This window comes from Cronobacter sakazakii (assembly GCF_000982825.1).
Classification (GTDB): domain Bacteria; phylum Pseudomonadota; class Gammaproteobacteria; order Enterobacterales; family Enterobacteriaceae; genus Cronobacter; species Cronobacter sakazakii.
On sequence record NZ_CP011047.1, the window covers coordinates 414,821 to 427,115 of the forward strand.

Sequence of the window (12,295 nt, forward strand, 5' to 3'; positions counted from 1 at the left end):
ACAACGAGGCAACGTGAAACACCACGGGTATCGCTTATGAAGAACGCAACGTTTTACCTGCTGGACAACGACGACACCGCCGACGGCCTGAGCGCCGTCGAACAACTGGTGTGCGACGTTGCCGCTGCGCGCTGGCGCGCAGGGAAACGCATCCTGATTGCCTGCGTCGACGAAGCCCAAGCCACCCGCATCGACGAAGCGCTCTGGAAGCGCGACCCGGACAGCTTCGTGCCGCACAATCTCGCAGGTGAAGGGCCGCGCGGCGGCGCGCCGGTGGAAATAGCCTGGCCGCAAAAACGCGGCAGCAGCCCGCGGGAGCTTCTGATAAGCCTGCTGCCGGAATTCGCAGCTTTTGCCACTGCTTTCTATGAAGTGGTAGACTTCGTACCTTACGACGAATCCCAGAAACAACTGGCGCGCGAACGCTACAAAGCCTATCGCGCCGCCGGTTTCCACTTGACCACGGCCACCTTCACGGCGCCCGGAACGACACAGTAGAAATGGAAAAGACATATAACCCCCAAGATATCGAACAGCCGCTTTACGAGCACTGGGAGCAGCAGGGCTATTTCAAACCCAACGGCGACGAGAGCCAGGAAAGCTTCTGCATCATGATCCCGCCGCCGAACGTCACCGGCAGTTTGCATATGGGTCACGCCTTCCAGCAAACCATCATGGACACCATGATCCGCTACCAGCGTATGCAGGGTAAAAACACCCTGTGGCAGGTCGGCACCGACCACGCCGGTATCGCGACCCAAATGGTCGTCGAGCGTAAAATCGCCGCTGAAGAAGGTAAAACCCGCCACGACTACGGCCGCGACGCCTTCATCGACAAAATCTGGGAGTGGAAAGCGGAATCCGGCGGCACCATCACGCGCCAGATGCGTCGTCTGGGTAACTCGGTGGACTGGGAGCGCGAACGCTTCACCATGGATGAAGGCCTCTCCAACGCGGTGAAAGAGGTGTTCGTCCGTCTTTATAAAGAAGATCTGATCTATCGCGGCAAGCGTCTCGTGAACTGGGACCCGAAACTGCGCACCGCCATCTCTGACCTGGAAGTGGAAAACCGCGAGTCAAAAGGCTCGATGTGGCATATCCGCTATCCGCTGGCGGACGGCGCGAAAACCGCCGACGGCAAAGATTACCTGGTAGTCGCCACCACCCGCCCGGAAACCCTGCTGGGCGATACCGGCGTTGCCGTAAACCCGGAAGATCCTCGTTATAAAGATCTGATCGGCAAATATGTCGTGCTGCCGCTGGTTAACCGCCGCATCCCGATCGTCGGCGACGAACACGCCGATATGGAAAAAGGCACCGGCTGCGTGAAGATAACCCCGGCGCACGATTTCAACGACTACGAAGTGGGTCGTCGTCATCAGCTGCCGATGATCAACATCCTGACTTTCGACGGCGATATCCGTGAAAGCGCGGAAGTCTACGACACCAAAGGCAACGAATCTGACGTTTATTCAAACGAGATCCCGGCGCAGTTCCAGAAGATGGAACGCTTCGCCGCGCGTAAAGCGATCGTGGCGGCCGTGGATGAACTCGGCCTGCTCGAAGAGATCAAACCGCACGATCTGACCGTGCCTTACGGCGATCGCGGCGGCGTGGTTATCGAACCGATGCTGACCGACCAGTGGTACGTCCGCGCCGACGTGCTGGCGAAACCGGCGGTGGAAGCGGTAGAAAACGGCGATATCCAGTTCGTACCGAAGCAGTACGAAAACATGTATTTCTCCTGGATGCGCGATATTCAGGACTGGTGTATCTCCCGTCAGCTCTGGTGGGGCCACCGCATTCCGGCCTGGTACGACGCCGAAGGCAACGTCTACGTAGGCCGCAGCGAAGAGGAAGTACGTCAGGAAAATAACCTGTCCGCGGACGTCGCGCTGCGCCAGGACGACGACGTACTGGACACCTGGTTCTCCTCCGCGCTCTGGACGTTCTCCACCCTCGGCTGGCCGGAAAACACCGACGCGCTGCGTCAGTTCCACCCGACCAGCGTCATGGTCTCCGGCTTTGACATCATCTTCTTCTGGATTGCCCGCATGATCATGATGACCATGCACTTCATCAAAGATGAAAACGGCAAACCGCAGGTGCCGTTCAAGACCGTCTACATGACCGGTCTTATCCGCGACGACGAAGGCCAGAAGATGTCCAAATCCAAGGGCAACGTGATCGACCCGCTGGATATGGTTGACGGCATCACGCTGGAAGAATTGCTGGAGAAACGCACCGGTAACATGATGCAGCCGCAGCTGGCGGAGAAAATCCGCAAGCGCACCGAGAAGCAGTTCCCGGAAGGCATCGAGCCGCACGGCACCGACGCCCTGCGCTTTACGCTGGCGGCGCTGGCCTCTACCGGTCGCGACATCAACTGGGACATGAAGCGTCTCGAAGGCTACCGCAACTTCTGTAACAAGCTGTGGAACGCCAGCCGTTTCGTGCTGATGAACACCGAAGATCAGGATTGCGGCTTTAACGGCGGCGAGAAAGTGCTGTCGCTGGCCGATCGCTGGATCCTGGCGGAATTCAACCAGACCGTGAAAGCGTACCGCGAAGCGCTGGATAATTTCCGCTTCGATATCGCGGCGGGCATCCTGTATGAATTCACCTGGAACCAGTTCTGCGACTGGTATCTGGAGCTGACCAAGCCGGTCATGAACGGCGGTTCAGAAGCTGAACTGCGCGGTACCCGCAACACGCTGGTGACCGTACTGGAAGGTCTGCTGCGTCTCGCGCATCCGATCATCCCGTTCATTACGGAAACCATCTGGCAGCGCGTGAAAGTGCTTGCCGGTATCGACGCCGATACCATTATGCTCCAGCCGTTCCCGGCGTTTGATGCTTCCCGCGTGGACGACGCGGCGCTGGCGGATACCGAGTGGCTGAAGCAGGCTATCATCGCCGTGCGTAATATTCGCGCCGAGATGAACATCGCGCCGGGCAAACCGCTGGCGCTGCTGCTGCGCGGTTGCAGCCAGGACGCACAGCGTCGTGTTAACGACAACCGCGGCTTCCTGCAGACGCTGGCGCGCCTTGAAAGCATTACCGTGCTGCCTGCCGATGACAAAGGTCCGGTGTCGGTGACCAAAATCATCGACGGTGCCGAGCTGCTGATCCCGATGGCTGGGCTGATTGATAAAGACGCCGAGCTGGCGCGTCTTGCGAAAGAAGTGGCCAAAATCGAAGGCGAAATCGGCCGCATCGAAAGCAAACTCGGTAACGAAGGCTTTGTGGCCCGCGCGCCGGAAGCCGTTATCGCCAAAGAGCGCGAAAAACTGGCGGGCTATCATGAGGCGAAAGCCAAACTGATAGAACAGCAGGGCGTCATTAGCGCACTGTAAGTCAGTTGAATAAAAGCCGGGGCGACCCGGCTTTTTTTATGGCGGTATTTCGCAAAAAAACGGCGCTCAACTGAGCGCCGTTATGCTTTTAGCGGGCCGAAGCCCCGCGCTCATTTTCAGAGTGCGAAAGGCAGAATGGAGAAACCACGGCCCAGCACGCTTGCCGGATCGTTACGCGGCTGTTCGTCGTGATCGACCAGCGCCAGGTTGTCCAGCTCGCCGTCAACATGGGTGTTTTCCAGCAGGTAGCGCGTCAGGCGCACTTTCGCCCACGGCCACGCCAGACCAAAGGTGATACCGCAGACCATGAAATTGCTCAGAATGATCCAGACAAAAGAACCGACGCTCGCGGTGGAGCGGAAGGTAATACCGCCTTCCAGCGACATCTGCTGATAGGCGTAGTTACGCAGTTTCACAAACGCGAAGCTAAAGCAGACCAGGATGCCAACCATATAAATGAAATACGGCAGTAAAACGCTCATAATAAGCGATATCAAAAAGCTAAGCATTTCTTCCTGGCTATTCATACCATATACACTGTAATGCAACATCTGAGTCATTACTGGCGCCAGCATAATCAAAGCTACCGCGATAAACGGCACAAACAGCAGCATCGCCTTGAGATAAATAAAGGTGCAGGTTTTTACATTCAGGTTAATCGCAAAACGGTGTTTGCCATATTGCAGGTTATTGACCAGCAGGCCGTACCACTGCGCGGCGTAAATACCCTGCATCAGCGCGGTACCCACAAGCCCCACCAGAACCGACAGCACAATACCGACAATAATACCGGTCATACTCTGGCTGGAACCCGCAATCGTAAAGACCAGCCCCATCACGGCTGTCACCAGAATCGCAATCAGCAGCGGGCAGCCGAGCATCACCCACCAGGCGCGCAGCGGGCTGGCTTTAAAGCTAAAACGCAGGCCGTTAAGCTTCGTCATCAGCAGCTGGTAGCGCAGGCCCTGCATAATAAGGAACGGCGCAAACGCGATAAACAGCAGCACCATGCAGAGGGTTAAAAAGGTATTTTCATAGACTGCATTAATCACAAATACAACGTAGAGAAGCGCAAGGCAGATCCAGCCGACGAAAATCGCGCCGCCTGTGGCGTGATAAGAAAAACGTGCGCCTGCCAGTTCGGTATTTTCGTAAAAATAACGGCGCGCGCGCACCATCGCCCAGGGTAAAAACAGCCCGGCGGTGAACACCGTTAACAGTATGTTGACCAGCCAGACGGGGAAATATCCACCGCCGCTGCCCTGAAACGAGAATGCGTGTGTCTTATTCCCTGCCAGGAATTTATTATCGTCCGACATAACAATCCTTATTCTGTAAAAAAGAAAAAAGCGCCGTTATAACCGTTAATATCTTAGGGTTAATCCAGTGCGTACTTTAGTGTAATAAAGCCCCGGAAAGAATAATAGCAGCCAATATTCCTGGGCTTGCGTCACTCTTCCTGTAGTGGTATTAAGCACAACACTATGTTGAACAGATGACATCAGAGTAAATGATGAATGTTGAGGCGCCGGTAGACATTATTATGCGCAGAATGACGGCCGCGGATAACGCGACGGTCGCCAGAGTGATCCGCCAGGTTTCCGCGGAATATGGCCTGACGGCGGATAAAGGCTACACCGTCGCAGACCCCAATCTCGACGTGCTGTATACGCAATACAGCAAACCAGGCCATGCGTACTGGGTGATTGAATTAGACGGTGAAGTCGTGGGCGGCGGCGGTATTGCGCCGCTGGCCTGTAGCGAAACGGACATCTGCGAGCTGCAAAAAATGTATTTTCTGCCCGTCGCGCGCGGCAGAGGGCTTGCGAAAAAGCTGGCGTTACAGGCGATGGATTTCGCCCGCTCGCAAGGCTATCGCCGCTGCTATCTCGAAACGACCGCCTTTTTAAAAGAGGCGATTGCGCTGTATGAACGCCTGGGCTTCGCGCATATTTCCGAGCCGCTCGGCTGCACCGGCCATGTGGATTGCGAAGTGCGAATGTTAAAAACGCTCTGAGCGTAAACGCGTGAAATAAAAAAGCCGGGCTGACCCGGCTTTTTTATTATTGCTGCATGGAGATACGAATAACCGGCCCGGCTTTTTCCGGCGGCAGCGCCAGCACGTCATGCCAGAGATCCTGCACCATATTACAGACCTGTTTTTCCTGACCGACGCCTTTTTGCGGATCGGTAAAGACCACAATCGTGTCGCCATATTTCGCCGCCAGCGACTGACCAATCGGCGCCAGCGTCTCTTCCGCCATTTTCTGCTCCTGCGGCGTCACCTTGTGCGCGTTCTGGCTGTAACTTGCCGACAGCAGCTTCGTTTCGACATCCATACGCTTCGCGATAACCTCTTTCGACAGCATCTGAACCGGGTTCACGCCGCCTTTCACCTGCGGCATCAGGAAGCGGAAACAGGCGTCGTCGCTGTGCTGCTGCATTTCGCGGGTCTGTTCCATATTGACGCGCATATACGCGATCACATCTTCATCCGGCGCGAACTGGATGCGCTGCATCTCAAGCTCGGCCATATTCGCCTGCATCGCGTCGATAATATCCTGCTGCGTTTTGCCCTGCTTCGCCATTTCCAGCGCCTGACCACGCAGGCGCGCGTAGAACGCCGGATCTTTCTCTTTAATGAGTTTATACAACGGCATACTGTTAAACACCTCGTCAAAGCCCTGCTCCGGCGACGTGTTCGCGCTTCTCAGCCACGCGATGTCAGCGATATTCCACAGCACAATGCCGACGACAAAAATCGCGACGGCCGCGAGTTTATTGACCTTGCCTTTCTTATAAAGCGCAGACGCGACGACAGCGAGCACGATGCCCACCAGCGCGGAGAGCATGACATGGTTCCAGTTCATCCTTTATCCCTTTGGTATTGATAGTTTTTATAAAGCCCGCCGGCTCACGCGCTTACCGGTACGCCGCTGTGAAAACGGAATTCGGTGTCAGGCTGATTAATCAGCCGCGCTTCCGCTTCGCCGAGCGCCTGCACGCGCGGCGCGATGTCCTCCGGCGAAATCTGCTGCGCCAGCGAGAGGTAATCCTGATAGTGGCGCGCTTCCGAGCGCAGCAGCGACAGGTAAAACTTCTGCAAATCGTCGTCCAGATACGGCGCCAGCGCGGCGAAACGCTCGCACGAGCGGGCTTCGATATACGCGCCGCAAATCAGTTTATCGACAAGCGTGGCGGGCTCATACGTGCGCATTTCGCGTCGCATCCCGCGCGCATAGCGGCTGGCGGTGATTTTGACATACGGGATGTTACGCGCCTGCATCATTTCGCGCACCTGCCAGAAGTGGTGTAGTTCTTCTTTGATAAGCAGCACCATGCTGTCGATCAGCGTCTGCCCCCACGGATCGTCGGTGTGCGGCATCACGCTCTTGCCGATGCGCTTATGCAGCGCCAGGAAATCAGGCTCCGGCCCTTCGCGATAGGTGAAATCTTCATAGGGCTGAAGCCAGCCGAGCAGTTCATCGGAACCGCTTTTATCCGCCACATAGCGGCGAATGAGCAGCATTGCGGTTTGCGCGGCTTTTAACTCGCAAATCATGTGGTCGGTCAGCAGCAGCGGTAAGTTTTCCGGCGCTCTGGCTTCATCTATCCAGGCTTGCGGGGTGGCGCAGTGAAGGAAATTTTTAACGGGGAGGAGGAGTGCGTCGTAATTCATGCGGGGTTCCTGAAATGCGGCAGCGCAGCGCTGCCGCAAACTGCGACTTAGTGACGAACACCGTCGTCGTCTTCATCCATGCCGTCGTCGTCTTCGTCTTCTTCGCCGTCCGGGTCTTCAAAGTAAGTGCCCCAGCCGTCATATTCGACGTTAAACTTCTCCGCCAGGTTCATCAGCTGTTCAACCTGGGCGTCGATAAGTTCGGCGTTCAGCGCGCACTCGCTCAGCGCGTCGCAGCAGATGACGGTTTCACCGCCCTCTTCCAGCTCCAGCTCTTCCGGGTCCGTCACTTCATAGCCAAGCTTAAACACTTCCACCGCCAGTTTCTCCAGCGTGTCGAAATCGTCTGCCGAGAAATGGTGTTCAATGGTGTACAGCGCGTCAGGATCGCTGCCATCTTCAAGCAGCTCTTCAATAATCAGACGCGTCTCTTCGCGCTGCTCTTCCAGTAATTCCGGGTTTGCCATGGCTCGTTCCTCAGTGTGTGGCAGATACCTTCTATTTTCACACACCCGCGGGAATGCCTCCACCTTTCACGGCAAAGTTTTAACACCGGGGGTTGCAAATGAATATTCATACATATATGGTGAATATTAATTCAATAAGTGGCGTCAGCCAGCGAGGGAAATTATGTCTGCGTTGTACCAGAAATCGTTTTTAAAACTGCTCGATTTTACGCCCGCTCAAATCCGCCTGCTGCTGGAGCTTTCCGCAAAGCTTAAAAGCGATAAGAAAAACGGCGTTGAAGTTCAAAAGCTTGCCGGAAAAAATATTGCGCTCATCTTCGAAAAAGACTCAACCCGCACGCGATGCTCTTTCGAAGTTGCCGCATATGATCAGGGCGCGCGCGTCACGTATCTCGGCCCGAGCGGCAGCCAGATTGGGCATAAAGAGTCAATTAAGGATACCGCCCGCGTACTGGGCCGCATGTATGACGGCATTCAGTATCGCGGTTTTGGCCAGGAAATCGTCGAAACGCTGGCGCAGTACGCAGGCGTGCCGGTGTGGAACGGACTGACCGATGAGTTTCACCCGACGCAACTCCTGGCAGATCTGCTGACCATGCAGGAGCATCTGCCGGGCAAAGCGTTTAACGAGATGACGCTGGTGTATGCGGGCGATGCGCGCAACAACATGGGCAATTCAATGCTGGAAGCCGCCGCGCTGATGGGGCTGGATTTGCGCCTGGTCGCGCCTGAGCGCTGCTGGCCTGCCGCCGAGCTTGTAGCCGAATGCCAGGCAATGGCGAAAGAGACCGGCGGGCGGATCACGCTCACCGAGGATATCGCCGCAGGTGTGAAGGGCGCGGATTTCATCTATACCGATGTCTGGGTGTCGATGGGCGAAGCCAAAGAGAAGTGGGCGGAGCGTATCGCGCTGCTGCGCCCGTATCAGGTTAACAGCCAGATGCTGGCGCAGACCGGCAACCCGAACGTGAAATTCCTGCACTGTCTGCCGGCGTTTCACGACGACGAGACCACGCTCGGCGAGCAGATGGCGCAGGAGTATGGCCTGAAAGGCGGCATGGAAGTGACCGACGAGGTGTTTGAATCCGCGCACAGCATCGTGTTCGATCAGGCCGAAAACCGGATGCATACGATCAAAGCCGTGATGGTGGCGACGCTGTCTGAGTAGCTTGCGGGGCGGGTGGCTTGCCAGAAGCTGGATGGTGGGTGCGCTTCGCTTACCCACCCTACAAAACAACGCTCACCGTAGGGCGGGTAAGCCTCGCGCACCCGCCTTGCCGTTAATTGAACGGTGGGTGCGCTTCGCTTACCCACCCTACAAAACAACGCTCACCGTAGGGCGGGTAAGCACCGCGCACCCGCCTTGCTGATAATTAAATGGTGGATGCGCTTCGCTTACCCACCCTACAAAACAACGCTCACCGTAGGGCGGGTAAGCACCGCGCACCCGCCTTGCTGATGGTGGTTAGTAAGGCGCTTCGCTTTCCCACCCTACAACTCCCTCACGCCATCAACATCTTCACGACTGCTTTACGCACGGGTGCCGGGTCGCCCACCGCACACAGCGGCTTATGCACTTCCCCCGGCCAGAAAATCACGAAATCGCCCTCCTCCAGCACCACGGTTTTCTCCTGCGCGCCTTCGGGCAGAAATGCGATATCTTTATCCGCCAGCCAGTCGGTGTCGGTCGCGCCCGGCGGTAACGTGCTGAAGGTCATCCCTTCGCGGCCCGCCAGCACAATCTGAATATCCAGATAACGCGCGTGATACTCGGCGCGGCGGTCCGCCAGCGGCTCGGTTGTGTCTTCCGAGAGCAGAAAAAAGAGGCGATTGCCGTCCAGTTCGTACTTGCCCGGCGCGGTCTGCGGCATTACCTGCTGCTTCACCTGCTCAATCGCCTCGCGAAAAGGCGCGGGCAGCCATTCGCCCAACGCGTGAATATTACCGATAATCATGCCTTCTCCTTATATAAAACAGTGTTTCATTTTATTGTGTTATACGAGCTATCGTGCCGGGGCGCTACTGCTTTCTCGGTAAAATCTGTTCTGGCGCATGGTTATCGTGCGGCGCGTTACCAGCTTGTTAATCCCCGCCAGACGTTTATGCAGGTTTTATGCATAACCCTGGCGAATACTATTGACAGCATCGCTGTAGGTGTTTGTTTTATCAGCGAGAAAATGAAAAAAGACGGCACCATCACGTTTCGTTTACCTCACAAACAGGCACAGCAGCACCATAATTATTTGCTTTATTCCTGAGTTTCAAAAATAAACGCGCGCCATAACTGCATAATCATCTTTTTTAAAAAATAAAACGCTTAATTTTCAATTAATTAATAATTTGCTTGTTTGTTGTCCAAAAACAGATTTTTAACAACACGGAATAAGCGCCGTCTATTCTGCGTAGTGATTCATATAGCCCGATAAATTAATTAAACTTTCCATGAAATAAATCATTATTACGACGGAATAATAAAATCACTGCATCGCTCGTGATATTCATCACACAATCAAATCAGCGCTCCATTACTATCTATTTCGAATTCAATCTGCACGGTAACTCGTTATGCGAACACGCGTCGCATAATGCCGCCGTTTTTATTCTGAAAATCAGCCAAGGAATAAATATGGAAAAGCATTACGTGGGATCGGAAATAGGTCAATTACGCAGCGTTATGCTGCACCGCCCTAATTTAAGCCTGAAAAGACTGACGCCGTCTAATTGCCAGGAATTACTGTTTGACGATGTATTATCAGTCGAGCGCGCGGGGGAAGAGCACGATATTTTTGCACGCGCCCTGCGTGATCAGGGTGTGGAAGTATTATTACTGACGGATCTCCTGACACGCACGCTGGATATCCCGGAGGCGAAAGACTGGCTGCTGGAGACGCAGGTTTCTGAATACCGCCTTGGCCCCTCTTTTGCCGCCGATGTGCGCGGCTGGCTTGCCGACCTGCCGCATCGGGAGCTGGCGCGGCGCTTAAGCGGCGGGCTGACGTTTAGTGAGATCCCGGCCTCGATTCATAATATGGTGGTGGATACGCACGGCGCCAACGATTTTATTATGGAGCCGCTTCCCAATCATTTATTTACGCGCGACACCTCCTGCTGGATATATAACGGCGTGTCGATAAATCCGATGGCGAAACCCGCGCGCCAGCGTGAAACCAATAATCTGCGTGCGATTTATCGCTGGCATCCGGCATTTGCCGATGGCGAATTTATTAAATATTTCGGCGACCAGAATATTAATTACGACCACGCCACGCTGGAAGGCGGCGATGTATTAGTCATTGGCCGCGGCGCGGTATTAATCGGCATGTCTGAACGCACCACGCCGCAGGGGGTGGAATTCCTCGCGAGCGCCCTGTTTAAACACCAGCAGGCGACGCGCGTTATCGCCGTGGAATTGCCGAAACACCGCTCCTGCATGCACCTCGATACCGTCATGACGCATATCGATATTGACACCTTCTCCGTCTACCCCGAAGTGGTGCGCCCCGATGTGAAGTGCTGGACCTTAACGCCGGACGGGCGCGGCGGCATCGCGCGTACCGAAGAGAAAACGCTGGTTTATGCGCTGGAACAGGCGCTCGGCATCGATCAGATACGACTCATCACCACCGGTGGCGATGCGTTTGAGGCCGAGCGCGAGCAGTGGAACGACGCCAACAACGTGCTGACCGTGCGCCCCGGCGTGGTGATTGGCTATGAGCGCAACACCTGGACCAACGAGAAATATGACAAGGCCGGCATCACCGTGCTGCCGATCCCTGGCGACGAGCTGGGCCGCGGACGCGGCGGCGCGCGCTGCATGAGCTGCCCGCTGGAACGCGACGGCATTTAAGGAGAAGACCATGGAGAAGAAACCCACGCTGGTGGTGGCGCTTGGCGGCAACGCGCTGCTGAAACGCGGCGAACCGCTGGAGGCCGATATTCAGCGTCATAACGTCGAACTGGCAGCCCATACCATTGCTCAGCTCACCCGCCAGTGGCGCGTGGTGCTGGTGCACGGCAACGGCCCGCAGGTTGGGCTGCTGGCGTTGCAAAACAGCGCTTACCTGAACGTCACGCCTTATCCGCTCGACATTCTGGGCGCCGAAAGCCAGGGAATGATCGGCTACCTGCTGCAACAGTCGCTGAAAAATCAGCTGCCGGATCGCGAAGTTAGCGTGCTGCTGACGCAGGTGGCGGTGAATGACAACGATCCGGCGTTTAAGAACCCGACCAAATACATCGGCCCGGTCTATGACAAAGCCCAGGCCGACCAGCTCGCCGCCGACAAAGGCTGGACGATGAAAGCCGACGGGCCTTATTTCCGCCGCGTGGTGCCCTCGCCCCAGCCGCAACGGATTATCGAGAGCGATGCCATCCAGGCGCTTATCGAGCGCGACCATCTGGTGATTTGCAACGGCGGCGGCGGCGTGCCGGTGGTGGACAACGCCGACGGCTACCACGGTATCGAGGCGGTTATCGACAAAGATCTCTCGGCCGCGCTGCTGGCGCGCCAGTTACACGCCGACGCGCTGCTGATCCTGACTGACGCCGACGCGGTGTACGCCGACTGGGGCAAGCCGACCCAGCGTCCGCTCACGCAAGTAACGCCTTCACAGCTGGCGGAGCTGCGCTTCGACGCAGGCTCGATGGGGCCGAAAGTGGCCGCATGTTGCGCCTTTGTTGAGCAGTGCGGCGGCATCGCAGGCATCGGCGCGCTGGGCGACGGTCTCGCCATTCTCGCAGGCGACAAAGGCACGCTGATCCGCCAGTAAGTTTTCTCACCGCTTTCACGCAAC

The 12,295-nt window shown here is 56.1% G+C and carries 12 protein-coding genes; 7 read left to right on the plus strand and 5 right to left on the minus strand.

The annotated features are described in order from the left end of the window. Window positions 1–36 precede the first annotated feature (36 nt). Window positions 37–498: a DNA polymerase III subunit chi gene (locus tag CSK29544_RS01925; protein ID WP_014729699.1), complete on the plus strand. Its 462-nt coding sequence runs from the start codon at window positions 37–39 to the stop codon at window positions 496–498. A gap of 2 nt (window positions 499–500) precedes the next feature. Then, a complete protein-coding gene (locus tag CSK29544_RS01930) occupies window positions 501–3,356 on the plus strand; it encodes a valine--tRNA ligase (RefSeq protein WP_007891278.1) in 2,856 nt (951 codons plus the stop codon). 116 nt (window positions 3,357–3,472) lie between these two features. Here CSK29544_RS01930 and CSK29544_RS01935 read toward each other — a convergent pair whose 3' ends face one another. Beyond that, window positions 3,473–4,675 carry a YjgN family protein gene (locus tag CSK29544_RS01935; RefSeq protein WP_029039488.1) on the minus strand — a complete coding sequence of 401 codons (1,203 nt, stop codon included), beginning with the start codon at window positions 4,673–4,675 and terminating at the stop codon, window positions 3,473–3,475. Window positions 4,676–4,869: 194 nt separating this feature from the next. On the opposite strand from CSK29544_RS01935, the gene CSK29544_RS01940 reads away from it, so the two are divergent. Then, a complete protein-coding gene (locus tag CSK29544_RS01940; RefSeq protein ID WP_015387054.1) occupies window positions 4,870–5,373 on the plus strand; it encodes a GNAT family N-acetyltransferase in 504 nt (167 codons plus the stop codon). A 46-nt stretch (window positions 5,374–5,419) separates the two neighbouring features. Here the strand turns inward: CSK29544_RS01940 and CSK29544_RS01945 are convergent, their stop codons facing one another. From CSK29544_RS01945 to rraB, 3 genes are read right to left on the minus strand one after another with little or no spacing between them, the layout of a single operon-like run. Next, complete coding sequence (locus CSK29544_RS01945; RefSeq protein ID WP_007891287.1) at window positions 5,420–6,226, minus strand: hypothetical protein; 807 nt, start codon at window positions 6,224–6,226, stop codon at window positions 5,420–5,422. Window positions 6,227–6,270: 44 nt separating this feature from the next. Next, window positions 6,271–7,035 (minus strand): tRNA isopentenyl-2-thiomethyl-A-37 hydroxylase MiaE, encoded by a 765-nt coding sequence (gene miaE / locus CSK29544_RS01950; RefSeq protein ID WP_007854271.1) that lies wholly within the window; start codon window positions 7,033–7,035, stop codon window positions 6,271–6,273. A 47-nt stretch (window positions 7,036–7,082) separates the two neighbouring features. Beyond that, window positions 7,083–7,502, minus strand: coding sequence for a ribonuclease E inhibitor RraB (rraB, locus tag CSK29544_RS01955; protein WP_007854269.1), 420 nt, complete (start codon window positions 7,500–7,502; stop codon window positions 7,083–7,085). 163 nt (window positions 7,503–7,665) lie between these two features. On the opposite strand from rraB, the gene argF reads away from it, so the two are divergent. Then, window positions 7,666–8,670 carry an ornithine carbamoyltransferase gene (gene argF, locus CSK29544_RS01960; RefSeq protein WP_007891291.1) on the plus strand — a complete coding sequence of 335 codons (1,005 nt, stop codon included), beginning with the start codon at window positions 7,666–7,668 and terminating at the stop codon, window positions 8,668–8,670. A gap of 334 nt (window positions 8,671–9,004) precedes the next feature. Here the strand turns inward: argF and CSK29544_RS01965 are convergent, their stop codons facing one another. Further along, window positions 9,005–9,457, minus strand: coding sequence for a NanQ anomerase/TabA/YiaL family protein (locus CSK29544_RS01965; protein WP_007891293.1), 453 nt, complete (start codon window positions 9,455–9,457; stop codon window positions 9,005–9,007). On the opposite strand from CSK29544_RS01965, the gene CSK29544_RS24130 reads away from it, so the two are divergent. From CSK29544_RS24130 to arcC, 3 genes are all read left to right on the plus strand, one after another. Next, window positions 9,437–9,760 carry a hypothetical protein gene (locus tag CSK29544_RS24130; RefSeq protein ID WP_076722181.1) on the plus strand — a complete coding sequence of 108 codons (324 nt, stop codon included), beginning with the start codon at window positions 9,437–9,439 and terminating at the stop codon, window positions 9,758–9,760. The genes CSK29544_RS01965 and CSK29544_RS24130 overlap by 21 nt on opposite strands. A gap of 368 nt (window positions 9,761–10,128) precedes the next feature. Further along, window positions 10,129–11,349 (plus strand): arginine deiminase, encoded by a 1,221-nt coding sequence (gene arcA / locus CSK29544_RS01970; RefSeq protein WP_029039489.1) that lies wholly within the window; start codon window positions 10,129–10,131, stop codon window positions 11,347–11,349. A 10-nt stretch (window positions 11,350–11,359) separates the two neighbouring features. After that, window positions 11,360–12,271: a carbamate kinase gene (arcC, locus tag CSK29544_RS01975; protein ID WP_007891303.1), complete on the plus strand. Its 912-nt coding sequence runs from the start codon at window positions 11,360–11,362 to the stop codon at window positions 12,269–12,271. The last annotated feature ends 24 nt before the right edge of the window (window positions 12,272–12,295 follow it).